Below are 23,424 nucleotides of genomic sequence, written 5' to 3'. Positions count from 1 at the left end.
GCATCGCTCTGTCACCGGCCGCCGAAGCCGCCGAGCGCGACTCCCTTGATGAGCTGCCGTTGCAGCACGGCGACGATGATGAGCGACGGGATGATCGCGAGGGTCGACGCGGCCATCATGAGACTCCACTGGGTGCCGTGCTCCCCGGTGAACATCGAGAGGCCGAGCGGCACGGTCGCGAGCTCCTGGCTGTTGATGATGATCAGCGGCCACAGGTAGGAGTTGTAGTAGCCGACGAACGAGAACACGCCGAGCACCGACAGCGGCGCCGTGAGCTGCGGGAGCAGCACCGACCACAGCGTCCTGAACCGGGAGGCGCCGTCGATCAGCGCCGCCTCCTCGAACTCGATCGGGATGGTCAGGAAGAACTGCCGAAGCAGGAACGTGCCGAACGCGGTGAAGGCGAACGGGATGATCAGCGCCGCATACGTGTCGACCAGTCCGAGCTGGTTCATCATGATGAACAGTGGGACGACCAGCACCTCCTGCGGGAGCACCAGCGTGAACACGTAAAGCAGGAACAGCTTGTCCCGGTACTTGAAGCGCAGCCGGGAGAACGCGTACGCCGACAGCACGGCCACGATCACCGACAGCAGCGCACCCATGATGGCGACGAAGAAGCCGTTGAAGATGAAGCGCCCGAACGGCACCAGAGTCCACGCATCCACGAAGTTGGACCATTTGACCTCGGAGCCGATGAACGACGGCTTCGCCGAGAACACCTCGGACTCCGGCTTGAGGGCCGAGAAGAACATCCAGATGAACGGGAAGGTGAACACCAGCGCCACGATCGCCATGACCAGGGTGTTGAGCCAGGTCTTGGCCGCGGTGACCTTCTGGGCGCGGCGCAGGCGGGGCCTGCGGCGGACAGCGGTCTTGGTCAGAGTCTCACTTGTCATAGTTCACCCACTTCTTCTGCCCGGCGAACTGCAGGGCGGTGATGAGCATCACGACGATGAACAGGACCCAGGCGAGCGCCGACGCGTAGCCGAGGCGGTCGAACACGAAGCCGTTGCGGTAGAGGTAGAGCACGAAGGTGTTCGTCGACTCGCCCGGACCGCCCTGGGTCAGGATCTGCGGCTGCACGAACACCTGGAACGCGCCGATCATCGTCATCGTCATGGTGAAGAACAGCGACGGCGAGATCATCGGCAGGATGATCGACTTCATCCGCTGCCAGGCGCTCGTTCCGTCCATTCTGGACGCCTCCAGAATCTCCTTCGGGATGCTGCCGAGGCCGGCGGAGAGCACGATCACGTTGTAGCCGAACGACTGCCACACCGACATCGCGATCACCGAGAACAGGGCGAACGACGCATCCGACAGCCAGCTCGGACCCTGGATGCCGACAGACGCGAGCGCGGAGTTGACCAGGCCGTTGTCGCTGAGCAGCAACCGCCAGACCAGTGCGTTGGCCACCATCGGCGTGATGGCGGGGAGGAAGAAGATGACCCGCCAGAAGCCGGAGAACTTGATCCTCGTGTTCAGCCACATCGAGACCGCCAGTGCGAGCACCAGGTTGAGCGCGGTGTAGACGAACGCGAAGATCACCGTGTTGATCAGGACCGTGTAGAACGTCGGGTCGGAGAACAGCTTCTGGTAGTTGGCGAACCCGACGAACGTCGGCGTGCCGAACAGTGGCCACTCGAACAGGCTGATCACCAGCGAGCCGAGGAGCGGGATCAGGATGAAGAAGGTGAACCCTACGAGTCCGGGCGACAGGTAGGCGAGCGCGACGAGTCCGTCGCCCTTGCGCTTCTTGTTCGCGCGCGGCGGGGTGGGGTGGGGCACGCCGAAGGGGCGGGTCTGCGTGGTCAGTGGCGCGGCGGGTGCCGTCGTCTCCTTCGAGACGGCGGCACCCGTGATCAGCGGGGAGGCCATGCGACTACTGCCCCACCGAGTTCTGGATCGTGTTCATCACGTCCTTGGCCGACTTGTCACCGCGGTACCCTTCGACTCCGTACTGGGTGAACAGGGTCTCCACCTGGTTCCAGGTGGGGGTGGTGAGCTGCGCGGTGGCGTTTCCGAGGAGCGCCTGGACTGCTGCGGCAGCCTCCGGGGTCTTTCCGTCCGCCCACGCCGACTGCGCGTCCGCCCTGGAGGGGACGATGCCGCGCTTCTCCGCCTGGATCTTCAGCACGCTGGTGTCTGTCATCGCCTGGATGGCCTTGAACGCGCCATCCGGGTCCTTGCAGTTCTTCGCGATGCCGAAGCCGGAGCCTGCGGTCATACCGTGCGCCTTGCCCGAGGTGGATGGGACGATGGTCACGCCCATCTGGAACTTGGCGGCGCTGGCGAAGGTTCCGTACATCCACGGGCCCTCGATCAGCATGTCGGACGTGCCGCCGGTGAACGCCGCCTGCGCGACATCCGAGCCGTCAGCCGCGTTCGGCGCTGCCGCGATGCCCTCCTTGCTGACCAGGTCGAAGTACGACTGCACCTGGTCGACCAGCTTGGAGTTGGTCAGGTCAAGCTTGCCGCCCTTGACCGCCTCTGCGCCGTCGGCGATGGCCCACGCGTTCGGGATGAAGAAGCCGGGCTCGATGGCGAGCGCCTTGTGGTCGCCGGTGGTGAGCTTCTTCGCGTCCGAGAGGAACTGCTCACGCGTGTACGTCGTGCTCGGGAGGGCCAGGCCGGCTTTCTTGAACGCATCCACGTTGTAGTAGAGGACGATCGGTTCTGCGTCGTACGGGATGGCGCGGATGGTGCCGTCGACCGTCATGCCCTTGAGCATCGAGGAGTCGAAGGCCGAGGTGTCGAGCTTGTACTTCTTGATCAGGTCGTCGAGCGGCATGAGCAGTCCGCCGAGTTCCTGGGCGCGCGCGGCCTGCGTGGTGAGCAGGCAGGGCGGGTTGGAGCCGCTGAGCCGGGTCTTGACCTTGGTCCAGTAGTCGTTGAAGCTCGGTCCGTCGATGGTGACGTCGAGCTTGGGGTCGACCTTCTTGCCCGCGTCGATGAAGCCCTGCCACTGATCGCGGTCGCTCTGACTGCTGACCCAGGTGTACATCGAAATGGGTCCACCGGATGCGTTCCCGCTTCCGCCTCCCGCACATCCGGCGAGCGCCGTGAGCGCTCCTGCGAGTACGATTGCGGTTCCGATGCGGCCCGCTGCGCGCTTGCTTCGTGGTGTCACTTGCTGTGCCTCCTCCATTGGATTCATCAAATGTGATCGCCTACTGAGCCTGCTGTTTCGTGGTCCTCATCTGAGGGGGAAGATCCACGATCCTATAGGGTCTTTGATATAGGTTATGGGGAGCATAAGCTGATTCTCCCCGGCTGGTCAAGTAGTCGACCGGGTCTGCGCCTCGCGGCGCGAGCGGGTCAGGCGAAGTCGATCGCGATCACGTCGACGACCGCACCGGATGCGGTGGGCGCCGGGATCAGCAGTTCGCCGAGCGGCTCCTCGTCCTTGACCGCCTGCTCGTGCACCTCGTAGTTGACCTCGTACGGCAGCTGCTCGCCCGTCGCCAGCAACCGGATGCCCGTGACGCGGCCCACAGGGATGCCCCGCACGATCACCTGCTCGATCGGCCGCATCACCAGGTGCAGGTAGATCGTGCCCGGACGTGCCGTAGACGGGCCGTAGTAGTCGACGCCGACCGTCGGGGAGACGCCGACGACGCTCTCGGCATGGGCGTCCATCCACTCGCCGATCTCGTCGAGGGTCTGCACCTGCGACTCGTTGAGGCTGCCGTCGCCCTTCGCGCCGATGTTGAGCAGCAGGTTGCCTCCACGGCTCGCGACCTCGATCAGGGTCGTCACCAAGGAGGTCGTGCTCTTGCTTTTGGTGTCGCCCGGACGCCACGCCCACATCTGGCCGATGGTGAGGCAGAGCTCCCAGGGGCCGGTCGGCGCGGTGACGGGGAAGCCCTGCTCCGGCGTCTGGTAATCGCCCTGGCCGAGCAGGCGGTCGTTGATGACCACATCCGGTTGCAGCGACTTGATCAGCGCGCGCAGTCCCGCGCTGTCCCACTCCTCCTCCGAGCGCTCCCACTCGCCGTCGAACCAGAGCAGGTCGATGGTGCCGTAGTCGGTGAGGAGCTCGGTGAGCTGGCCGCGCAGGTAGTCCTGGTAGCGCGCCCACGCCTCCGGGGACGACCGGCGGTGCTTGTCGTCGGCGACCGGGGTTGCGGCGTTCGCGGGATCTGCGGCGGACGGCCAGTGCTCCAGCGGATATGGCCGGTCGCTGTTCTGGAAGGCCGGGTAGTCCGGGTGGTTCCAGTCGGGGAGGCTGTAGTAGATGCCGACCCGGATTCCTTCCGCGCGGATCGCCTCGACGAACTCGCGGGTGATATCCCTGCCGAACGTCGAGTGCTCGATGCCGAAGTCGGAGTGCTCGGTGTGGAACATGGAGTATCCGGCGTGGTGGCGGGCGGTGAACACGACGTAGCGTGCGCCGGCGCGCTTGGCCAGCGTGGCGAGGGCGACCGCATCCCATTCGATCGGGTCGAAGGTGGCGGCGGTGGACTGGTACTGCTCGACGCTGACGGTGTCTTCGACGGCGTCGGAGCCGGGGATGATGGATCGGCCGACGAGCGGCCAGGAGATCTCGATACCTTGCTGGCTGGCGTGATCCCAGTGCACGAACAGGCCGAATCCGGCGCCGATGAACCATTCCCCGCCTGGCAGCTGGAAGTCGTTCGGACGAACGAACGAATCGGGTAGAGCGGTAAGGGTCGATTCCACGGGACGAACTCTCCTTTGAGTAGGGATGCTATTGCCTATAGGATATGGAATCGGGACGCGTCCCACAATCCGTTCAGCGAAGAAGGAGAATCTCAGCGTGGCCATGTTCAAAGACGACCCCGTCCGCCCCGAGAACTACCAGCGGTTCGAGCGCGAGCTCCCTTCCTGGTACAGCGACGCGAAGCTCGGCATCTTCGTGCACTGGGGCCCATACTCCGTACCCGCCTGGGCCGAGCCGATCGGCGAGCTCGGCACCATCGAGAAGCAGTACTGGTTCACGCACAATCCTTATGCAGAGTGGTACTTCAACACCATCCGCATCGAGGACAGCCCGGCCGCGCAGCACCAGCGGGACGCGTTCGGCGGCGCCCCGTACGACGACTTCATCGACGCCTGGAACCCCGACGAGTTCGACCCGGACGAGTTCATCGCCCTCGTGAAGCGCACGGGCGCCGGATACTTCGTCCCGACCACCAAGCACCACGACGGCGTCACCCTCTGGGACGCACCGGGCACCGACGGCCGCAACACGGTCGCCCGCGGTCCGAAGCGCGACCTGATCGGCGCGTTCGAGAAGGCGACACGGGATGCGGGCCTGAAGTTCGGCGTCTACTACTCCGGTGGCCTCGACTGGCACTTCTCCCAGCTGCCCCCGATCACCGACGACGGCCAGGAGTTCGGCCGTCCGGTCGACGCCGCATACGCCGAGTACGCGTACAAGCACGTCGAAGACCTGATCGCGCGCTACTCCCCCGACGTGCTCTGGGGCGACATCGAGTGGCCGGACGCCGGCAAGCCCTCCGGCCCGTTCTCGATGGAGAAGCTGTTCGAGCAGTTCTACGCCGCGGCTCCGGATGGGGTCGCCAACGACCGCTGGGGCGAGACGCACTGGGACTTCCGCACCAGCGAATACCAGAACGGCCTGAGCGTGGAAGGCGACGGCGGCTGGGAGAACTGCCGCGGCATCGGTTACTCCTTCGGCCACAACACGCTCGAAGACGAGACCCACCTGCTGAGCGGCCCGGATGCGGTGAAGACGTTCGTCGACATCGTCTCGCGCGGCGGCAACCTGCTGCTCAACGTCGGCCTCACCGCACGCGGCACCGTGCCCGACCTGCAGCGCCGCACGCTGGAGCATCTGGCGGCGTGGAACGCGGTCAACGGGGAGGCGGTGTTCGGCTCGTCGACACTGGATGCGTCGATCGCTGCGCCATCCGGAGCGGACGACCAGCCGTGGGTGCGCTGGACCCGCACCGGCGACGTCGCGAACGCGTTCGTGGACGCCTCCGGCGCGGTCTCGCTCGGCGGCGTCTCCCCCGCGGTCGACGCCGCGTCCGCGCGCCTCGCCGACGGCACACCCGTCTCGGCGACGCGCGACGGCGACACCGTCACGGTGACCCTGCCGGAGCCGGCCATCGCGGGCCCCACCCTGATCCGCTTCGACCTGGCGGCCTGAGCATGACCGTCGACGCCCACCTGCACCTCTGGGATCTCGACCGGGTCGCGTACCCGTGGCTGACCGAGGCGCTCGCCCCGATCAACCGCACGTTCGCGTTCGCCGAGATCGAACCGCAACTGGTGCAGGAGGGCGTCGACGGCGCCGTGCTCGTGCAGGCGGCGAACTCGCTGGAGGACTCGGAGGCGATGTTCGCCGTCGCAGCCTCCTCCCCTCTTATCGCCGGGGTCGTCGCCTGGGTCGACCTGCTCGACCCGGCGGCGGCCGAGGCCCAGGTGGATGCGTGGGCCGAGCATCCATCGTTCGCCGGTGTCCGTCACCTCATCCACGACGAGCCCGACGCCGACTGGCTGGGCCGGGATGCCGTGCGCCGGTCCCTCGCACTGCTCGCCGGGCGGGGTCTCGCGTTCGACGTGATCGGCGTGCTCCCCCGGCACCTGGAGCACGCGCTCGCCATCGCGGAGTCGCTGCCGGACCTCCGGCTGGTCATCGACCACCTCGGAACGCCGCCGGTCGGTTCGACCGACCCGTCCGCCGAGCCGTGGTGGTCACTCATGTCTGCGCTGTCCGCGCACCAGAACGTCTTCGCGAAGCTCTCCGGGCTCACGACCATCGGGGTCGACCTCCAGCCATACGTCGATCACGCGCTCGACGCGTTCGGCGCCTCCCGGGTGCTGTTCGGCGGCGACTGGCCGGTGTCCACCCTCGCCGGCAGCTACGCGGAGACGACGAGCGTCGCACGCTCGCTCACAGCGGGGCTCAGCGAGCAGGAGCGCGCGGACGTGTTCGCGGGCACCGCTGCCAGGGCATACGGGCTGAACTGAGCCGCCCAACTGAGACAATGGGCCCATGCCCATCCTGAACAAGGACATGCAGGTCTGCATGTCGCTCGCCGCCCGGCCGAGCAACATCGGCACCCGGTTCCACAACTTCCTCTACGACGAGCTCGGACTGAACTTCATCTACAAGGCGTTCACGACCACCGACCTGGAGGGCGCCGTGCGCGGCATCCGGGCGCTCGGTATCCGCGGCTGCTCGGTGTCGATGCCGTTCAAGGAGGCGATCATCCCCCTGGTCGACGTGATGGAGCCGTCCGCCCTCGCGATCGAGTCGGTGAATACGGTGGTCAACGACGACGGCGTGCTGACCGCGTCCAACACCGACTACGAAGCCGTCGCCGCACTGCTCGCCGAGCACGAGGTCGACCCTGCACAGCGCGTGCTGCTGCGCGGCTCCGGCGGCATGGCCAAGGCGGTCGTCGCGGCGTTCCGCGGTGCGGGCTTCGACGAGCTCACCATCGTCGCCCGCAACGAGGCAGCAGGCTCCGCCCTCGCCGACAAGTACGACTACGCCTGGGTCGCCTCCGACCCGCAGCCCGGCTTCGACGTGATCGTCAACGTCACCCCGCTCGGGATGCGCGGGGAGAGCGAGCAAGTGATGGCATTCGGCGACGAGCACATCGCCGCAGCCTCCACGGTCTTCGACGTCGTCGCGTTCCCCTCCGAGACGCCGCTGATCACGGCGGGCCGCGCATCCGGTGCGAAGGTCATCACGGGCGCCGAGGTGATCGCGTTGCAGGCGGCCCGGCAGTTCGAGAGGTACACCGGAGTGGCGCTGACCGCCGACCAGGTGGCACGGGCGTCGGAGTTCTCCCGGGCGGAGTGAACCGGGCCGGGTGGACCGCACCGGATGATCCGGCGGAATGATCCGCACGGCAGCTGGTGAGGTGCGCCGGACGACCGCCCGGAGTAACGTGTGCCCCAGGTGACCGAAGGGACGTCCAGATGGGCATCGGCAGCGGGATCTTCTTGGTGGTGATCGGCGCCATCCTCGCGTTCGCTCTGAACGTGCAGGTGTCGTGGATCGACGTGCAACTGGTCGGCTACATCCTGATGGGAGCCGGTGTCCTGGTGTTCGTCCTGTCGCTGATCTTCATGCTGCGACGGCGGCGGACGACCACGGTGAGCCGCGGGGGCATCGACCCGGCGACCGGTGAGCGGGTGCAGGAGAAGCGCACGCGCTCCGACGACTTCTGAATTTGACCCTTTATCTCTGACGGCACGCGGGTTTAGCCTTCCACCATGCGCCTCCGGCTCCGCGTCGTCGTCCCGATCGTGATCGCAACGCTCGCAGCACCCCTCCTCTTCGTATCGTCAGCCTCAGCAGCGACCACCACCCAGTGGGCCGGCTGGGCTCCTCTGACCGGTACGAGCAACGACTACACAACCGCGGTCACGGTCGCCAGCAATCCCCCGCTGATCGCCGACGTGACCAGCGACTCGCGTTCCGGCTCGGTGGGCGTCATCTCCGGCGCATCCTCCTGGCTCGGCTCCGCCACCCCGGTCGGCGCGAAGTACGGGTCGAGCCAGGGACGCCCGTACCTGAACCTGCGTCCCCGGGCGGACAACGCGACGTCGCCGTCGACCACCACGTATACGTTCCGCACGCCGACGCCGACGTCCGGATGGACGTTCGTGCTCGGCGACATCGACGCCGACAAGGTGCGGATCAGCGCCGTCGGGCCGGACGGAACACCCCTCACGGCTGCTCAGCTCGGCTACCGCAGCAGCTTCAACTACTGCGTGCCCGGAGTCTGCACGCCGACGATGACACCCCCGGACGTCCCGCTCTGGAACGCAGCGACCACGACGCTCGGCGCTGACCCTGCCACCAACCCCCGCTCGCTCGACACGGCGGGCGCCTCGGCGTGGTTCGAACCCAATGCGCCCATCGCCTCCCTCACCTTCAGCTACACGAGGGTCACCGGTTTCCCCGTCTTCCAGACCTGGTTCGCCTCGATGGCCCGCGACATCACCGGCACCGTCACCGACGCGAACACCGGCCCGCTGGACGGCGTCGAGGTGACGCTCACCGATGCGGAGGGCGCCGTGGTCGGAACGGCGACGACCAGCGGGGGCGGGCACTACGCCTTCCCCGGCTTCGTGGCGACCGACGGTTACACCGTGGCGATCACACCGCCGCTCGGAAAGATCGCGGTGACCGCCACCCGGTTGCCCGCCGACCTGACCACGACGGATGCCGTGGCCGACTTCACCGTCCGGGACATCCTCCCCGTCGCGGTCAGCGGTACGGTCACGGATGCGCTCAACCAGCCCGTCGCCGGAGCGACGGTCACCATCGACGGCGTCTCCACCACCACGGCGCCCGACGGTTCGTACCTGTTCGACACGGTGCCGGTCGGAACGCACCAGGCGGTGCTCACCCTGCCGGACGGCTACACCCTCAGCACCTCGCCGCCGCCGTTCACCATCCCGATCGGTTCGCAGACGCCGATCACCGGCCAGGACTTCGTGATCGCCCCCAACCCGACGATCAGCGGCACGGTGCGCGCCTCCGGGAGCGGCGTCGGCGGGGTGACGGTCACCGCGACAGGTCCCGGGGGCACGATCGGCACGGTGACGGAGGCGGATGGGAGCTACAGCTTCCCGCGCGTCCCCTCCGGCGCATACACGGTGACAGTGGAACCCCCGGCCGGGCTGGTGGTCGACGGGCCGGCAACCCTTCCGGTGACGGTCGCAGCGGCCGACGTCGGCGGCGTGGACTTCGCGCTCGCGAAGACCGGGGACATCGGAGGAACGGTACTCGACACGGGCGGAGCCGGAGTCGCGGGAGCGATTGTCACGATCGACGGCCCCGGCGGCACGAGCACGACCACCACCGATGCGAGCGGGGCTTTCGGCGCCAGCGCCCTTCCGCCGGGCACGTACACGATCACCCTCACCGTTCCGAACGGCTACACGACGACGGACCCGCTCAGCAAGACGGTCACCATCACGGCCGACGGGGAGACGTTCGCGGCGGAAGACTTCACGGTGGCGGCCGTCACACCGCCGACGACACCGCCGACCAGTCCCCCGACGACCCCTCCCGTGTCTACTGAGCCCGGCGGGACCGCCGAGGCGGGATCCGGTTCGGGCGAGCTGGCCGCAACAGGCACGACGATGGATGCGGCACCCTGGCTCCTGGCGGGCGGGCTGCTTGTGGTCGGCGGCGCTGCAATAGCTGCTGGTGGGTTCGTTCGACGGCGACGCGCGTAAGGCGCGGTGCCCTAACCGCCCCTCCTCCCCGCCGGACGTAGAATCGGTGGGTGCCTGATGACCTGCTCGCCCTGGAGAACCAGGTCTGTTTCGGCCTTGCCGTCGCCGCTCGCAGCGTGATCGCCCTGTACCGTCCGGTGCTCGAACCGCTGTCGCTGACGCATCCGCAGTATCTGGTGATGCTCGCGCTGTGGGAGCGCGACCCGCGCTCGGTGAAGGAACTGAGCGAGGCCATCCAGTTGGAGCCGGCGACCCTGTCGCCGTTGCTCAAGCGACTCGAAGCCACCGGGTACGTCGTGCGCAAGCGAAGCACTACCGACGAGCGGACCCTGGAGGTCACCCTCACGGAGTCGGGTCGCACACTGCGGTCAGAGGCGGAGAAGATCCCCGGTCAGATCGTCGCGAAGCTCGGACTGCCGGTCAGCGAGCTGGAGCATCTGCGCGAGGGCTTGCACGCGATCATCGCGGCGGCCCTCAAAACCTCCTGAGCCGGTTACCGACTCTGGAGCAAGCGGGACGGCTCAGGGGCACACCAGACGCGTCGCGTCGCGCTGCCCCTCCGGGCGGAGCACCGTGTGCTCGCTCATCGGCCGGGCGCACATCGGGCACGGCGATGCCGTGCTGCGGTGGTCGGGTCCTTCCGGGTGGCCTGCGCCGAGCTGGGCAGGGCCGGCGACACTGATCAGCTTCTCGTTCATCCGCGTGTACCAGCGCATGAAGCTTCCGGACATGATCTCCTCAATTCGTTAGTGCACTAACTAGTGTACGCCTGATTGACCTTGACCCTTGGGTCAGGGTTTACGCTGTGGGCGGAGGAGCACCATGCAGATCAGCGAACTCGCCGAGCGGGCAGGCGTCACCGTGAAAGCGGTGCGCTACTACGAGAGCCTCGGCCTCGTGCTGCCCGTCCGGCTGCCCAACGGCTACCGGGAGTACAGCGAAGCGCAGGTACGCGCCGTGACCGAGATCCGCGAACTGGCAGACTCCGGCATCTCCCCCGGCAAAGCCACGCCGTTCATCGAGTGCCTCGGCACCGGCCACGAGTTCAGCGACGAGTGCTCGGCATCACTGGTCGCCTACCGCGACAGCATCGCCGAACTCGACCAGACGATCGCCGCCCTCACCCACCGCCGAGAACTGCTCGCGCAGCGGCTCGATGAGAGCGCATCCCGCGGGGCATCCCCGCAGGAGTAGCGGAAGTCCCGCGACCTCCGGCGGGCGTCACACCGGCCGGTTCAGAGACCGCGCGCCCGCACTCCGGCGAGCGTCGTCGCAACCAGCTCACGCACCGCCGTCTCGAACTCGACCCTGAACGGCCGGAATTCGGGATGCGCGGCGTAGGCGGCGCGCATCCCCTCGGTCGGCTGCGAGGTCGACCAGACGCCCCCGATGGACAGCATCGTCGCGCCGACCACGAGCAGCCCGGCGGGCGATTCGAGCCCGTCGAATCCGGCGAGCCTGGCGAGCCGATCACTCGTCTCCAGTGACGCACGCTTGTAGTCCGTCGCCACGTCGGCAGAGACGTTGCGTTCCAGTACGCCGGCCGAGCTCGCGGTGAGGTCGCAGAAGACCGGGCGTGCGGCGGCACTGGATGCGATCGCCGCGGCGATCGCCTCCGGCTCCCGTCCACCGTCCAGTCGCGCCTCCACGTCGTCGAGCCAGGCGCGCGTCTCGCGGTCGAGCAGCTGGAGCAGCACTGCTTCGCGCGAGCTGAAGTAGCGGAGGACGTTCGACTTGGCCAGCCCGACGCGACGAGCGAGCTCGTTGAGCGTGAGGTCGGAGACGCGCATCTCGCGCAGCATGGCGTCCGCCGTCGACAGGATGGCGGCGGCTCGCGTCGCACGCTGCTCGTCGTTGCGTGCCCGGGAGAAGGTCACCGGCATCACACCCCTCGCTTAAAGACCACCAGTCTGTTATGTTTCCAACAGACCATCAGTCTATTATCCGTTCGAGGAGAGTCCATGTACACCGTTCCCGACCAGACCGGACGCCGCATCGTCGTGACCGGCGCCAACAGCGGCACGGGCAAGGAGTCCGCCAAGCGCCTCGCCGCAGCGGGAGCAGAGGTCGTCCTCGCCGTCCGCACCGTCTCGAAGGGCGCCGACGCACGCGCCGAGATCCTCGCCGCCGTCCCGGACGCGCGTCTCGAGGTTCGCGCGCTCGACCTGGCCGACCTGGCCAGCGTGCGGAGGTTCGCCTCCGAACTGGGACGTGTCGACACGCTCGTCAACAATGCCGGCGTGATGATCCCGCCGTCCCGTCTCACGACGACCGACGGCTTCGAGTTGCAGTTCGGCACCAACTTCCTCGGCCCGTTCGCGCTCACGATGCTGCTCCTCCCCACTCTGATGGAGTCGCCGTCGCCGCGGGTCGCCACCATGTCGAGCGGAACGGCCGACTTCGGGCGCATCCACTTCGACGACCCGCAGTGGACGCACCGCTACTCCGCGAGCCGTGCGTACGCGCAGTCCAAGCTGGCCGACCTCCTCTTCGCGACCGAACTCGCCTCGATCGCGACGACCCGTGGATGGGCGTTGCTGAGCACCTCCGCCCATCCCGGGTACACGCGCACCAACCTGCAGACCGCCGGCCGCAACCTCGACGGCGGGAACCGCCCGCCGGTGAAGCGCACGATCCTCCCGTCGCAGGGCGTCGAGCAGGGGGCGGAACCGCTCCTGTTCGCCGCGGCCGACCCATCGGCCGTGCAGGGCGCATACTACGGACCGTCGCGTCTCGGCCTCGTCGGGCCCACCAAACGCGTCTCGCGGCTTCCGCGCAGCGCGCGTCGCGATGGCGTCCCACAGCGGCTGTGGTCGCTCGCCGGCGAGCTGACCGGCACCTCGCTGCCGGCCTGACCGCCCGCCCGACTGACCGAGACGGAACGGCGCCAGACGCGGGGACCCGCCGTCAGGCGCGCTTCCCGCGCACCATCTCCCTGATGCGCTCGATCGCGATCTTGGGGCGGCGGTCGTCGGTCACCAGGCCGTTGGTCTCCTGGCCGGTGTCGGCGAGTTGCGTGTAGCAGAAGCCGGCCAGCACCGGGCTGGCCAGCGTCGCCTCGAGCAGAGCGCCGACCCGGTCGGCGAAGTCCTCCGGGCCGGATGCGGCCGAGTAGCCCCACGCGCCGTCCACCTCGTGTGCGCGGTCCACGAACGAGACCCCGCCGAACTCCGTCAGCATCACTGGAGCCCGCCGGTCGCGTTCGCCGCGGACGAGCATCCGGCGGCCGGCCGGGCCGAGGCTGTCGAACAGGCGGTCGACCGCTTCCGGAGTGCCATACCGTGCCTGGACGACCTCGCCGGATGCCTCGTAGTCGTGTACGGAGAGAATGTCGGAGTCGACGTGCTCCCAGCCGTCGTTCGAGATCACCGGGCGGGTGGGGTCGAGCGCCTTGGTGAGCGAGACGAGCGCTGCGGCGTAGTCGCGCATCCTGCCATCGTGCGCGAGGTGCTGCACACCCCAGCTCTCGTTCGTCGGCACCCAGGTGACGATGGAGGGATGGGAATAGTCGCGGTCGACGATGTCGGCCCACTCCCGGGTGGTGCGCGTGATCGCCGTCGGCGTGAACTCATAGGCGGCAGGCGACTCGCCCCAGATCAGCAGGCCGAGCGTGTCGGCGTAGAACAGGAAGCGCGGGTCCTCATACTTCTGGTGCAGCCGCGCCGCATTGAAGCCGAGATCTTTGATGAGCTGCGCTTCCGCGCGCAATCCATCGACCGACGGAGCCGCGAGATGCGACTCCGGCCAGTAGCCCTGGTTGAGCACCGAGCGCACATAGTATGGCCGGTCGTTCAGCAGGAAACGCCCGGCCGCGACCGCCGCGGAACGCAGCCCGAGGTAGGAGCGGACGCTATCGGCGCCGAGCGTTACCACCGCATCCACCAGCCGCGGATGCTCCGGAGACCAGAGCAGTTCTTCGTACGCCTGCCCGTTTCGCTGCTGCGGCAGCGGCACTGTCGCCTCGACCGTGCGGCCGACGGCGGGCACCGTCACAGAGCCGAGCGCCCGCCCGTTCGCGGTCAACGCGATGGCGAGCGTCTCGCCGTCACGGGCTGGCCGGTTGAGCCGGACGCGCGCATCCACCGTGCCGGACACCAGATCGGGGGTCCAGTGGATGCGCTCGATCGCCACCTCCGGCACCGCCTCGACCCACACGGGCTGCCAGATGCCGGTGGTGCGGTGGTACCAGATCGAGTGCGGCTCGCGGTGCCAGTCCTGTTTGCCTCGCGGCTGCGAGAGGTCGGCCGGGTCGTCTTCTGCCCGAACCACCACCGAGACCTCTGACGCAGCACCGGATGCGCTGCCCGCGGCGATCAGGTCCGTCACGTCGAAGGAGAACGGCGACCCGCCGCCCTCGTGTTCGCCGGCGTACCGGCCGCCGACCCACACGCGGGCGCGGTAGTCCACGGCCCCGAAGTGGAGGATCACGCGCGGGGCGTCTCCTCCGGCGCCGATCGTCTCGAGCTCGGCTGCGCCGATGCTGCGGCGATACCAGACCACCGGGTGGAATCCGGTGTCCCCAATGCCCGACGCCGGCGACTCCGGCGGGAACGGCACCACGACCTCGCGGTCGAACCGCGCCGCCTCGTCGTCCGCATACCAGCCCTGCGCCTCGCCCGCGTCGGCGTCGTCGTACGCGAACGCCCAGGTGCCACCCAGATCGCACCACTGCTCGCGCACCAACTGGGGGCGCGGGTATGTTCCGTCGAGCGTGCTTGCAGCGGGGAAAGTCATGCTCACTATCGTGCACTAGAAATGCAGCGCTGTAAAACAGCAATTCCGATCGCGTCGCTCGCGTCGGTCAAGCCGCTCAGAGGGCGGGGGCGCTCTCGCGCGCGACAAGCCGATAGCCGACCAACTCATGCCTGCCCATCGAGGCCAGCCCGTCGATCCGTTCGCAGAGCATGGTGATCGCCCGCGTCGCCAGCGCGGTGAGATCCGGCGCGATGGTCGTGATGCTGGGGAACGTGACCGACGTCATCAGCGTGTTGTCCCAGCCGGAGATCGCCACGTCGGCCGGCACACGCAGGCCGCGTTCCTGCAGCGCGCGCAGGGCGCCGATGGCGGCGAGGTCGTCGCGGCACATGATCGCGTCGAACTGCAGGCCGGCATCCAGTGCCGCACCGATCGCCGCGGCGCCGTCCACCGGCGAGATCGCCGTGCTCGCGATGAGCAGCCCGGGGTCGGGGGTGACGCCGGCAGCCTCGAGCGCCGCCTGATACCCGGCGATGCGCAGTTCCGACGTGCGCGAGAGGCGTTCCGGCTCGTGACCGGCGAAGGCGATGCGACGGCGCCCGAGGCCGAGCAGGTGCGTCGTGGCCTCGCGGGCGGCCGCCACGTTGTCGATCATCACACGGTCGATGCTGAGCGGTGCCGCGCCCTCGCCGAGGATGACCATCGGCAGCGAGCTCCTGGTCTGCGCCAGCTCGGCCGAGCTCATCACGCTCGGCTGGAAGATGATGCCGTCGACCATCCCAGCCTCGATGCCGGAGACCGCGGCGCGCTCCCCCTCGATCGTGGAGTCGGTCTGCTCAAGCAGCACGCGGTAACCCTGCTCCTCCGCCACGTCGGAGACGCGGCGGGCCAGCTCGGCGAAGTACGGCAGAGTGACGTCGGCGAACGCCAGCGCGATCAGCCCGGTGCGCCCAGTGGCGAGCCTGCGGCCGAGCAGATTGGGTCGGTAGCCGAGCTCGTCGATCGCCTTCTGCACGCGTTCGCGCATCCGGTCGCTGACGTGGGGGTAGTCGTGGACGACGTTCGAGACGGTCTTCATCGACACCCCGGCCAGTTCCGCCACGTCCTGCAAGCGCGCACCGGCCACGGCGCCTCCTCTCGTCATGAGAACTCTACTTTGCGGGTCGACTACCCGGAATCAGCTATTGTCCACCGCTTGACAGCAAATTTCTAGCGCTGTAATTTCGGAGGAGCGCGGTTCGCCCGCGCACTCGTGCCTGTCACTCAAGGGAGAGAAATCACATGAAGAAGCGATCTGCCGTGCGGATCCTGGCCGCAGCGGTGACCGTCGGCCTCGGGCTCGCACTCACCGCGTGCGGCGGCTCCAGCGGTTCCGGGGGCGAGGTGGCGTCCGGCGACTACTCCGGCCCGAATGTCAGCATCACGTTCTGGAACGGCTGGACAGGCGGGGCAGCACCCGTCCTCGTCCCCAAGCTCGTCGACAAGTTCAACTCCGAGCACAAGAACATCGTCGTGAAGAACGTCCCGATGGAATGGGCCGACCTCGCCAAGAAGATGCCGCTCGCGGTCAAGGCCGGAAAGGGCCCGGACGTCGCAGTCGCGCACGGCGACGACGTCGCCACCTATGCCGCTCAGGGGCTGCTGCTCAAGAGCGACTCGATCGTGAAGTCCCTCGGGTACAGCGCCAGCGACTTCCCCGAAGGCCTCATGAAGGCGGGCGAATACAAGGGAGCGCAGTACGGCATCCCGTGGAGCGTCACCCCGCTCGGTCTCTACGTGAACAAGGCGGTGCTCAAGCAGGCGGGCGTCGACCCGGCGACCATCCCGGCCGACAAGGCCTCATACATGGATGCGCTGGCCAAGCTCAAGACGGCCGGCGTGCAGGGCGAGTGGGTCGACGGCTACGTCTTCACCGGAACGTTCGAGTTCCAGTCGCTGCTCTGGCAATACGGCGGGGACCTCTTCAACAGCGACGTCACGAAGGCCACCTTCAACTCCGACGCCGGTGTTCAGGCGTTGACCCACATGGTCGACCTCATCAAACAGGGTTACAGCCCGGCGAACGTCGCCCAGGACGGCAACATCAACGCCCTGATCGCCGGCAAGACCGCCTTCAACTGGAACGGCGTCTGGCAGACCACGAACACGGCGTTCGACAAGCTCGACTGGACCGCTGTCGCCGTGCCCCAGATCGGCACAGAGAAGGCCGTGTGGTCGTCCTCCACCCACTGGATGTTCCTCAACAACAAGGGCCAGGACAAGAACAAGACGGCTGCGGCCGCCACGTTCGTCAAGTGGATGAACGACAATTCGGCAAGCTGGCCGGACACCGGTGAACTGCCGGCGAGCAACAGCGTCCGCAACTCCCCTGCGCTCGTCCAGAAGTACCCGAACCTCAAGCCGTTCCTCGATGAGCTCCCGTACGCGCACTACGAGACCTCCGCTCCCGGCATCACCTCCGTCACCGCGACGGTCACCACGGCGGTGAACGAGGCCGTCACCGGCAAGAAGTCGCCGAAGCAGGCTCTCGACGACGCCGTCGACAAGGCCAACACCCTGCTGAAACAGAACAAGCAGACCTATGGCGAATGAACTCGCAGTAGAGGCGGCATCGCGGCGTAACGCCGTGGTGCCGCCTCGGCGCGCCCGGCGCAGCTCTAACCTTGCTGCTCCGCGCCGTACGAAGACGGCCTACCTGTTCCTCGCGCCGTTCCTCGTCCTCTTCCTCGTCTTCGTGGCCGGCCCGGCCATCTTCGGGCTCTGGATCAGCCTGACCAACTGGAGCCCGTTCCGCGACAGCCAGCAGTTCATCGGGCTCAAGAACTACATCGACCTGTTCACCCCGGACTCGGCGACCTCGGGCGACTTCTGGCAGTCGATGGGCGCCACCGGCATCTTCACCGTCGCCAGCGTCCCGTTCCTGCTGGTCATCCCGCTGCTGATCGCTCAGCTCCTCAACCGCAAGATCCGTGGCGGCACCGTCTTCCGCGCCGTGTTCTTCGCGCCGTACGTGCTCGGCGTCGCGGTGATCGGCGTCATCTGGAAGTACCTGCTCGACACGCAGTCCGGCATCGTCAACCACGTGCTCGGGATGCTCGGCCTCCCCTCCGACATCCCCTGGACCGTCAACGTGCCGTGGGTCTGGGTCTCCCTCGTCGGCGTGACCGTGTGGTGGACGCTCGGTTTCAACACCGTCATCATCCTGGCCGGGCTCAAAGGCATCAACAACGACCTCTATGAAGCGGCGGCCCTCGATGGAGCCGGTCCCTTCCGGAAGTTCTTCAGCGTCACGCTCCCCGGTCTGCGGCAGGTCATGACCTTCGTCGTCACCGTGACGATCCTCGCCTCGGCCAACATGTTCGGGCAGTCGTACATCCTCACCAAGGGCGGCCCGGGCAACCAGACCCGGACGGCGATCATGTACATCTCCGACCAGGGCCTCTCGCAGAACAACATGGCCGCAGCATCCGCGATGAGCTACGTGCTCTTCGTGTTCCTCGCGATCATCAGCATCGTCAACTTCCGCCTGCAGCGGGAGCGGACGGAAAGGGCGCCACGATGACCGCCGTCACCTCGCAGAAACCGACCACCGACGGGGAGGAGCGCCGGCTCGCCCGTCCCCCGCGACGGACGTCGCCTCGCCGCACCGCCGGGCAGGTCGTCCTCTACGTCGTGCTCTCGCTGGTCACGCTTCTGATCGTCCTCCCGCTGGTGTGGATCGTGCTCACCTCGTTCAAGACGGACAGCGACGCCATCCAGAACCCGTTCTCGGTGTTCCCGACGCCGTGGTCGATCGACGCGTACGTCACGCTGTCGAGCGGTCAGCAGCCGATCTTCCGCTGGTTCCTCAACAGCCTGCTCGCGGCGACCCTGCAAACGGCGATCATTCTGGTCACGGCCTCGGCTGCGGCGTACGCGCTGGCGCGCCTCGAGTTCTGGGGCAAGAAGATCGTCTTCGGTGCGATCATCGCCACACTGCTCGTTCCTCCGGTGATCTTCCTCATCCCGAACTATCTGATCGTGCAGAACCTCGGCTGGCTCGACACCATCTGGGCCATCTCGATCCCCGGCGCCGCGAGCGCGTTCGGCGTGTTCTTCCTCCGGCAGTTCTTCATCGGCCTGCCCGTGGAGATCGAAGAGGCCGCGCGCATCGACGGAGCCGGCGACTTCCGCATCTTCCTGCAGATCGTCGTCCCGCTCGCCCGCCCGGCGCTCGCCACTCTCGCCGTGCTGAGCTTCCTCGCGAACTGGAACGACTTCCTCTGGCCGGTGTACGTGCTGCTCAGCCCGGAGAACCTCACCCTGCAGCCAGGACTCGCTCAGTTGCAGGGAGCGTACTCGACGCACTTCGCCATCGTGATGGCCGGCGCGGTGTTCGCATCGATCCCGGTGCTGATCCTGTTCTCCATCGCACAGCGCCACATCGTCGACAGCGTCGCCAGCTCGGGAGTGAAGGGATGAGGACGGTCGCCGTCGTCGCGGCGGCGACCGTCGTTCTGGCAGGGCTGACCGGGTGCGCGGCCGGCACGGACGCGCCACGGACGACGGCCCCCGGCTCCTCGAGCGCCGGCCCCCGCTTCGCCATCGACCAGGACTTCGCCGACCCAGACGTGCTCGTGCACGACGGCACGGCGTACGCCTTCGCCACGAACACCCCCGGATTCCTGGTGCGCTCCGCGACCTCCACGAACATGACCGATTGGAAGGTCTCGCAGACCGATGCGCTCACGGCACTCCCCGGCTGGGCTCAGCCAGGACGCACCTGGGCTCCCGAGGTCGCCGAGGTGTCTCCCGGCGCGTTCGTGATGTATCTGACCGCCCAGGATGCCGCATCCGGTCGCCAGTGCATCGGCACGGCCACCTCGGCAACGCCAGGAGGCCCGTTCGCCCCGGCCTCCGACACCTCCCTGGTGTGCCCAGTGAATGCAGGTGGCGCGATCGACGCCGCGACGTTCCGCGACGACGACGGCAGGCTCCACCTGCTCTGGAAGACAGACGGGAACTGCTGCAATCTCGACACCTGGATCGAGACGGCTCCGCTGTCGAAGGACGGCCTCAGCCTCACCGGTCCTCCCGTGAAGCTGCTGAAGCAGGACAGGCCGTGGGAGGGTGCGCTGGTCGAGGCGCCGGATCTGGTGAAGCGGGCGGGGTCTACGTGCTGTTCTTCTCCGCCAACGACTACGGAGGGGACGACTATGCGATCGGCACGGCCACCTCGCCGTCGCTCGCACAGCCGTTCACGTCGCAGGAGAAGCCGTTCCTCACCTCGGCATCGTCCGGCGGCACGCTCCACGGCCCTGGAGGCCAGAACGTCGTCACCTTCCACGGTCAGGACTGGCTGGTCCTCCACAGCTGGGACGACTCGTACGCCTACCGCGGAATGATCGTGCGGAAGCTCACCTGGGACGGAGCGACCCCGCGGCTCGGCTGACGCCGCTGCCCCGCGACTCTCGACCGCCGGTCAGCTCCCCGTGCTCGGCGTTCCCGGTCCCCACGTGACCGACTGGAACACCGCTCCCGTATCCCCGAAGGATGAGACGGAACCCGCGATCTTCGCCCCGATCGGCGCCGACGACGTGATCGTGCCCGATTCGCCCGTCGCCGGGACCGACACGTCGGCGCGGAAGGTCACGGAACCCAGTGTCGACGTCTTCACCGGCCAGCAGCCCCCGGCGCTCACAGCGGCCTGGTCGGGCAGGTGGCAGCCGAAGTCCCAGGGGCCGACCGTGAGGTCCGGACGGGTCTCGACCGTCCAGGCGGCGTTGGTCCACACCTCGCCAGGGTCGGCTCCGCTGGTGAGGCCGAACGAGCATCCGGGCGGCTGGGCCTCCGGGGAGGCGGCGCACTGGTCGAGCCAGGCCTGGGCCGACGCACGGGCGGAGTCGAGACCTTTCGGGGTCAGTACGGCCGCATCCTGCAGTTGCACGTCGTCGGCGAACCCGGCGACCGAGGCCTTCGCTCCCGCGATCGTGAACCAGTCGTTGCCGCTGTCGGCGGTCAGCGGGTATGTGCCGGGGAAGGCGTTGAGGTGGAGAACGGCGCCCTTCCAGCCGAGCGGGACTCCCGCGATGGTCGCATCCACCCTGCCGGGCGCGCCGATCGTCAGCGTGATCGTCCCGAGTGTCACGGGCGCCAGCTTCCAGCCCACCACGCCGACCAGCGACGCCGGAGTCCATGCGGCGCGGCCGACCGTGAAGTCGCGCTTGCTGGTCGTGCCGCCACCGGTGATCTCCGCCGTGACCGTGGCGTCCGTCCCCTGCGTCCGCACGCCCAGGATGCGGTACGCCGTCACCCTGTCCTTCGCGCCTCGGTAGGCGGCGTTGGTGAGCAGCACGTCCTCCGCGCGGTGCTTGCGCCCTTCGAGCTTCGTCGCCGCTTCGACGTCACCGCGCTTGACGTCGCCGAGGTAGGCCGACACCAACGCCTCCGGAGTGGAGGCTGCTCTCGCGTTGATCACGAGCACGAGGGCGGTGATCCCCACCCCGAGCGCCAGGGCCGTTCCGACGGCCACCACCACGATCCACAGCGATCTACGCGCCTTCGCCACCGAAATCTCTCCCCCTGGCCGAGCATTCCGGCCGATCATCCCCGCCCGGGAATCATACCGGCGGATGACCCGGCCGCGACCCACGGTTGATGCCGCGCGCCGCGCTCCCCGGTTGACTGGAGTGGTCGGCCGATAAAGGGGGAACACCATGACGACGCTGAACCATCGACTCCCGTACACGGGTGCGGTTCCGCAGGTCAGGCGAGCTCGGGGGATGCTCGCCTCCATCGCTGAGAACGCCTATCTCCGGTTGTTCTCTGCGCTCGTCGTCATCGCGGCCGGCGCGGTGGCGCTCGCCTTCGGGATCACCGTTCTGCTCGACATCGTCGTGCCGGTGTTCTTCGGGGGCGAGCTCCGCCTGCTGGGGTCGCTGTTCCCGCAGGTGGGCTGAGTCTGGCGCATCCACGCCCGACTGCTTAGAGTCGGGTGCGGGAGGTACCACCGATGCCACGTCTCCTCTATTCAGCCATCGCCTCGCTCGACGGATACACCGCTGACACCAGCGGCGGGTTCGACTGGGCCGCACCCGATGAGGAGGTGCACGCGTTCGTCAACGACCAGGAACGCGACACCTCCACCTACCTCTACGGCCGGCGGATGTACGAGACCATGCGGGTCTGGCAGACGTTCGGCGACGACCCTGCTGAGTCCCCTGTCGTCGCCGACTTCGCGTCGATCTGGCGGAAGGCCGACAAGGTCGTCTTCTCGTCGACGCTCCCCGAGGCGACGACCCCGCGCACGAGCATCCAGCGCACCTTCGATCCGGATGCGGTCGGAGCGCTCGTCGCAGCGGCCCCCGGCGACGTGGGCATCGGCGGCCCGACCATCGCGGCGGAGGCGCTGCGCGCCGGTCTCGTCGACGAGGTGCGTCTCGTCCTCGTGCCCGTCGCGGTCGGCGGAGGGACACCTGCGCTGCCACTCGGGCTGGTGCTCGGACTGGAGCTGCTGGACCAGCGCCGGTTCGCCAACGGCGCCGTCTTCCTGCGCTACCGGGTCAGCCGGCCAGCGTGAGGGTGACGCTCGGCCGTCGCAGGGCCTCGGCGAGCACCCCCAGCGTGACGCCGTGCTGCGCGAGGATCGCCATCGGGTAGAAGAACGGATCGAACCCGAGCGGAGACGTCGGGAGGACGAGGCTCTCAGCCTCGAACGGCAACGGATCGCCACTGGTCCTCGTGACCAGATCGCCGTCGTCTCCGAGTTCCACGGAGACCGTGCGCGTCGGCGCTCCCCCTTCGAGATGCGACCAGCTCATCGCCGGAAGGCGTATGTCGATCATCGCCTGGAACACTCCGATGCCGTCACTCAGGATGACGGCTGCCGCACCGACCGTCTCGCTGGCGCCGAGCAGCATGACCCAGCCGTTGACGGGGGCGGTGAGGACGAGCAGTCCGGGTCCGTCTCCGAGGCCGGGGTTCTCGGCCAGGCGAAACCGGTCGTCGACGATGCGCGCATCCAGTGCTGTGGCGAGCGCCTCGGGCGTGGTCGCCGGCAGAAAAGCCCAGCTTCCGCTCCCGAACGTCTCGAACAGAGCCTCGCTCAGAACCGGGATGTCGTCGGGCACAGCACGAGTCTAAGCGTCGGCGAACGGGGTGGGCGCGCGGTCAGACGGTCTCGTCAAAGTTACTGAATTCGCCCCTTCACACCTGCACGCTCACCTCGTACACCTGATCCGTCGGGTGTCCCGCCCGCTCGTGGATGCGCATCAGCGCCTCCTTCGACGGCCCGGTGGAGAGGCAGAACACCTTGCCGCTGACCGGGTCGAGCCAGGCGCGTTCGATGTGCACGCCCTCTTCCGCTTCGATCGCCGCGTCGGCGTCGTGCGCTTCGGCCAGCTGGTCCCGTGTGACGCCGACGAACCCGTCGTGAACGTCGATGAATGTGGCCATGATCCGCTCCCTCGTTCGTGCGCATCCGGTGTGGTTGCGCTGTTGCTCTGAGTCTCGTCGCCCTCCTCAGCGATGGCATCGGTCATTCTGCCGATC

Annotated in this window: 25 protein-coding genes and 1 pseudogene; 15 read left to right on the top strand and 11 right to left on the bottom strand. The window is 67.9% G+C overall.

The genetic code is table 11. From position 1 onward, the window contains the following. Positions 1 to 11: 11 nt before the first annotated feature. The 4 genes from AC37TH_RS04275 to AC37TH_RS04260 all read right to left on the bottom strand — a co-directional run bounded on the left by AC37TH_RS04275 (position 12) and on the right by AC37TH_RS04260 (position 4,686). Complete coding sequence (locus tag AC37TH_RS04275; protein ID WP_490763101.1) at positions 12 to 899, bottom strand: carbohydrate ABC transporter permease; 888 nt, start codon at positions 897 to 899, stop codon at positions 12 to 14. Next, entirely contained in the window at positions 889 to 1,881 is a 993-nt protein-coding gene (locus tag AC37TH_RS04270) for a carbohydrate ABC transporter permease (protein ID WP_490763100.1), read from the bottom strand. Before AC37TH_RS04270 ends, AC37TH_RS04275 begins: the two co-directional genes overlap by 11 nt. A gap of 4 nt (positions 1,882 to 1,885) precedes the next feature. Continuing rightward, complete coding sequence (locus tag AC37TH_RS04265) at positions 1,886 to 3,133, bottom strand: ABC transporter substrate-binding protein (protein ID WP_490763099.1); 1,248 nt, start codon at positions 3,131 to 3,133, stop codon at positions 1,886 to 1,888. A gap of 188 nt (positions 3,134 to 3,321) precedes the next feature. After that, on the bottom strand, positions 3,322 to 4,686 hold the full coding sequence (locus tag AC37TH_RS04260) for an alpha-L-fucosidase (protein ID WP_490763098.1): 1,365 nt from the start codon (positions 4,684 to 4,686) through the stop codon (positions 3,322 to 3,324). Between the two features lie 103 nt (positions 4,687 to 4,789). On the opposite strand from AC37TH_RS04260, the gene AC37TH_RS04255 reads away from it, so the two are divergent. From AC37TH_RS04255 to AC37TH_RS04230, 6 genes are all read left to right on the top strand, one after another. Continuing rightward, on the top strand, positions 4,790 to 6,142 hold the full coding sequence (locus AC37TH_RS04255) for an alpha-L-fucosidase (protein WP_490763852.1): 1,353 nt from the start codon (positions 4,790 to 4,792) through the stop codon (positions 6,140 to 6,142). A 2-nt stretch (positions 6,143 to 6,144) separates the two neighbouring features. After that, entirely contained in the window at positions 6,145 to 6,966 is an 822-nt protein-coding gene (locus AC37TH_RS04250; RefSeq protein WP_490763097.1) for an amidohydrolase family protein, read from the top strand. A 25-nt stretch (positions 6,967 to 6,991) separates the two neighbouring features. Continuing rightward, a complete protein-coding gene (locus tag AC37TH_RS04245; RefSeq protein ID WP_490763096.1) occupies positions 6,992 to 7,807 on the top strand; it encodes a shikimate 5-dehydrogenase in 816 nt (271 codons plus the stop codon). Positions 7,808 to 7,926: 119 nt separating this feature from the next. Next, complete coding sequence (locus AC37TH_RS04240; RefSeq protein ID WP_490763095.1) at positions 7,927 to 8,178, top strand: DUF6458 family protein; 252 nt, start codon at positions 7,927 to 7,929, stop codon at positions 8,176 to 8,178. A gap of 45 nt (positions 8,179 to 8,223) precedes the next feature. After that, on the top strand, positions 8,224 to 10,200 hold the full coding sequence (locus AC37TH_RS04235) for an MSCRAMM family protein (RefSeq protein ID WP_490763094.1): 1,977 nt from the start codon (positions 8,224 to 8,226) through the stop codon (positions 10,198 to 10,200). Between the two features lie 50 nt (positions 10,201 to 10,250). Continuing rightward, complete coding sequence (locus AC37TH_RS04230) at positions 10,251 to 10,688, top strand: MarR family winged helix-turn-helix transcriptional regulator (RefSeq protein ID WP_490763093.1); 438 nt, start codon at positions 10,251 to 10,253, stop codon at positions 10,686 to 10,688. A gap of 33 nt (positions 10,689 to 10,721) precedes the next feature. Here AC37TH_RS04230 and AC37TH_RS04225 read toward each other — a convergent pair whose 3' ends face one another. Further along, complete coding sequence (locus AC37TH_RS04225; protein ID WP_490763092.1) at positions 10,722 to 10,931, bottom strand: hypothetical protein; 210 nt, start codon at positions 10,929 to 10,931, stop codon at positions 10,722 to 10,724. 91 nt (positions 10,932 to 11,022) lie between these two features. Here AC37TH_RS04225 and AC37TH_RS04220 point away from each other — a divergent pair, with 91 nt between their 5' ends. After that, on the top strand, positions 11,023 to 11,394 hold the full coding sequence (locus AC37TH_RS04220) for a MerR family transcriptional regulator (RefSeq protein ID WP_490763091.1): 372 nt from the start codon (positions 11,023 to 11,025) through the stop codon (positions 11,392 to 11,394). Between the two features lie 41 nt (positions 11,395 to 11,435). On the opposite strand, the gene AC37TH_RS04215 is transcribed toward AC37TH_RS04220, so the two are convergent. Then, the gene (locus AC37TH_RS04215; RefSeq protein ID WP_490763090.1) at positions 11,436 to 12,083 is read right to left on the bottom strand and encodes a TetR/AcrR family transcriptional regulator; all 648 of its coding nucleotides are present in this window, start codon (positions 12,081 to 12,083) and stop codon (positions 11,436 to 11,438) included. A 78-nt stretch (positions 12,084 to 12,161) separates the two neighbouring features. Here AC37TH_RS04215 and AC37TH_RS04210 point away from each other — a divergent pair, with 78 nt between their 5' ends. Then, entirely contained in the window at positions 12,162 to 13,055 is an 894-nt protein-coding gene (locus AC37TH_RS04210; RefSeq protein WP_490763089.1) for an SDR family oxidoreductase, read from the top strand. 52 nt (positions 13,056 to 13,107) lie between these two features. Here the strand turns inward: AC37TH_RS04210 and AC37TH_RS04205 are convergent, their stop codons facing one another. Then, a complete protein-coding gene (locus AC37TH_RS04205) occupies positions 13,108 to 14,934 on the bottom strand; it encodes a glycoside hydrolase family 2 protein (RefSeq protein WP_490763088.1) in 1,827 nt (608 codons plus the stop codon). Between the two features lie 76 nt (positions 14,935 to 15,010). Further along, complete coding sequence (locus AC37TH_RS04200) at positions 15,011 to 16,039, bottom strand: LacI family DNA-binding transcriptional regulator (RefSeq protein ID WP_490763087.1); 1,029 nt, start codon at positions 16,037 to 16,039, stop codon at positions 15,011 to 15,013. Positions 16,040 to 16,176: 137 nt separating this feature from the next. Between AC37TH_RS04200 and AC37TH_RS04195 the strand changes: the two genes are divergently transcribed. The 5 genes and pseudogenes from AC37TH_RS04195 to AC37TH_RS04175 all read left to right on the top strand — a co-directional run bounded on the left by AC37TH_RS04195 (position 16,177) and on the right by AC37TH_RS04175 (position 20,326). Then, positions 16,177 to 17,487: an ABC transporter substrate-binding protein gene (locus tag AC37TH_RS04195; protein ID WP_490763086.1), complete on the top strand. Its 1,311-nt coding sequence runs from the start codon at positions 16,177 to 16,179 to the stop codon at positions 17,485 to 17,487. Then, positions 17,477 to 18,457 carry a carbohydrate ABC transporter permease gene (locus AC37TH_RS04190; RefSeq protein ID WP_490763085.1) on the top strand — a complete coding sequence of 327 codons (981 nt, stop codon included), beginning with the start codon at positions 17,477 to 17,479 and terminating at the stop codon, positions 18,455 to 18,457. Before AC37TH_RS04195 ends, AC37TH_RS04190 begins: the two co-directional genes overlap by 11 nt. Beyond that, positions 18,454 to 19,356: a carbohydrate ABC transporter permease gene (locus AC37TH_RS04185; protein WP_490763084.1), complete on the top strand. Its 903-nt coding sequence runs from the start codon at positions 18,454 to 18,456 to the stop codon at positions 19,354 to 19,356. Before AC37TH_RS04190 ends, AC37TH_RS04185 begins: the two co-directional genes overlap by 4 nt. Continuing rightward, positions 19,353 to 19,991, top strand: a pseudogene (locus AC37TH_RS04180) (glycoside hydrolase family 43 protein); the annotation flags it as partial. The gene AC37TH_RS04185 and the pseudogene AC37TH_RS04180, both read left to right, overlap by 4 nt. Before the next feature lie 59 nt (positions 19,992 to 20,050). Further along, on the top strand, positions 20,051 to 20,326 hold the full coding sequence (locus AC37TH_RS04175) for a hypothetical protein (protein ID WP_490763876.1): 276 nt from the start codon (positions 20,051 to 20,053) through the stop codon (positions 20,324 to 20,326). 30 nt (positions 20,327 to 20,356) lie between these two features. Here the strand turns inward: AC37TH_RS04175 and AC37TH_RS04170 are convergent, their stop codons facing one another. Beyond that, positions 20,357 to 21,442 carry a hypothetical protein gene (locus tag AC37TH_RS04170; RefSeq protein ID WP_490763083.1) on the bottom strand — a complete coding sequence of 362 codons (1,086 nt, stop codon included), beginning with the start codon at positions 21,440 to 21,442 and terminating at the stop codon, positions 20,357 to 20,359. A 148-nt stretch (positions 21,443 to 21,590) separates the two neighbouring features. Here AC37TH_RS04170 and AC37TH_RS04165 point away from each other — a divergent pair, with 148 nt between their 5' ends. Beyond that, positions 21,591 to 21,833, top strand: a complete 243-nt coding sequence (locus AC37TH_RS04165; protein ID WP_490763082.1) for a hypothetical protein — start codon at positions 21,591 to 21,593, stop codon at positions 21,831 to 21,833. A gap of 53 nt (positions 21,834 to 21,886) precedes the next feature. After that, entirely contained in the window at positions 21,887 to 22,453 is a 567-nt protein-coding gene (locus tag AC37TH_RS04160; protein ID WP_490763081.1) for a dihydrofolate reductase family protein, read from the top strand. Here the strand turns inward: AC37TH_RS04160 and AC37TH_RS04155 are convergent. Next, positions 22,437 to 23,003, bottom strand: coding sequence for a hypothetical protein (locus tag AC37TH_RS04155; protein ID WP_490763080.1), 567 nt, complete (start codon positions 23,001 to 23,003; stop codon positions 22,437 to 22,439). The genes AC37TH_RS04160 and AC37TH_RS04155 overlap by 17 nt on opposite strands. Positions 23,004 to 23,079: 76 nt before the next feature. Next, positions 23,080 to 23,328: an SCO4226 family nickel-binding protein gene (locus tag AC37TH_RS04150; RefSeq protein ID WP_490763079.1), complete on the bottom strand. Its 249-nt coding sequence runs from the start codon at positions 23,326 to 23,328 to the stop codon at positions 23,080 to 23,082. Positions 23,329 to 23,424: the final 96 nt, after the last annotated feature.

The organism is Leifsonia sp. McL0627, assembly GCF_058244615.1.
The sequence above is the reverse complement of the archived record's forward strand: the minus strand, read 5'-3'. Positions and strand labels throughout refer to the sequence as shown.

Bases quoted from the DNA above. Each gene is read 5' to 3' on its own strand.
- AC37TH_RS04250 (WP_490763097.1), top strand. From the start codon at position 6,145: ATGACCGTCGACGCCCACCTGCACCTCTGGGATCTCGACCGGGTCGCG.
- AC37TH_RS04240 (WP_490763095.1), top strand. From the start codon at position 7,927: ATGGGCATCGGCAGCGGGATCTTCTTGGTGGTGATCGGCGCCATCCTC.
- AC37TH_RS04225 (WP_490763092.1), bottom strand. From the start codon at position 10,931: ATGTCCGGAAGCTTCATGCGCTGGTACACGCGGATGAACGAGAAGCTG.
- AC37TH_RS04150 (WP_490763079.1), bottom strand. From the start codon at position 23,328: ATGGCCACATTCATCGACGTTCACGACGGGTTCGTCGGCGTCACACGG.
- AC37TH_RS04245 (WP_490763096.1), top strand. From the start codon at position 6,992: ATGCCCATCCTGAACAAGGACATGCAGGTCTGCATGTCGCTCGCCGCC.
- AC37TH_RS04235 (WP_490763094.1), top strand. From the start codon at position 8,224: ATGCGCCTCCGGCTCCGCGTCGTCGTCCCGATCGTGATCGCAACGCTC.
- AC37TH_RS04215 (WP_490763090.1), bottom strand. From the start codon at position 12,083: ATGCCGGTGACCTTCTCCCGGGCACGCAACGACGAGCAGCGTGCGACG.
- AC37TH_RS04275 (WP_490763101.1), bottom strand. From the start codon at position 899: ATGACAAGTGAGACTCTGACCAAGACCGCTGTCCGCCGCAGGCCCCGC.
- AC37TH_RS04185 (WP_490763084.1), top strand. From the start codon at position 18,454: ATGACCGCCGTCACCTCGCAGAAACCGACCACCGACGGGGAGGAGCGC.
- AC37TH_RS04210 (WP_490763089.1), top strand. From the start codon at position 12,162: ATGTACACCGTTCCCGACCAGACCGGACGCCGCATCGTCGTGACCGGC.
- AC37TH_RS04165 (WP_490763082.1), top strand. From the start codon at position 21,591: ATGACGACGCTGAACCATCGACTCCCGTACACGGGTGCGGTTCCGCAG.
- AC37TH_RS04200 (WP_490763087.1), bottom strand. From the start codon at position 16,039: ATGACGAGAGGAGGCGCCGTGGCCGGTGCGCGCTTGCAGGACGTGGCG.
- AC37TH_RS04270 (WP_490763100.1), bottom strand. From the start codon at position 1,881: ATGGCCTCCCCGCTGATCACGGGTGCCGCCGTCTCGAAGGAGACGACG.
- AC37TH_RS04255 (WP_490763852.1), top strand. From the start codon at position 4,790: ATGTTCAAAGACGACCCCGTCCGCCCCGAGAACTACCAGCGGTTCGAG.
- AC37TH_RS04220 (WP_490763091.1), top strand. From the start codon at position 11,023: ATGCAGATCAGCGAACTCGCCGAGCGGGCAGGCGTCACCGTGAAAGCG.
- AC37TH_RS04205 (WP_490763088.1), bottom strand. From the start codon at position 14,934: ATGACTTTCCCCGCTGCAAGCACGCTCGACGGAACATACCCGCGCCCC.
- AC37TH_RS04190 (WP_490763085.1), top strand. From the start codon at position 17,477: ATGGCGAATGAACTCGCAGTAGAGGCGGCATCGCGGCGTAACGCCGTG.
- AC37TH_RS04195 (WP_490763086.1), top strand. From the start codon at position 16,177: ATGAAGAAGCGATCTGCCGTGCGGATCCTGGCCGCAGCGGTGACCGTC.
- AC37TH_RS04160 (WP_490763081.1), top strand. From the start codon at position 21,887: ATGCCACGTCTCCTCTATTCAGCCATCGCCTCGCTCGACGGATACACC.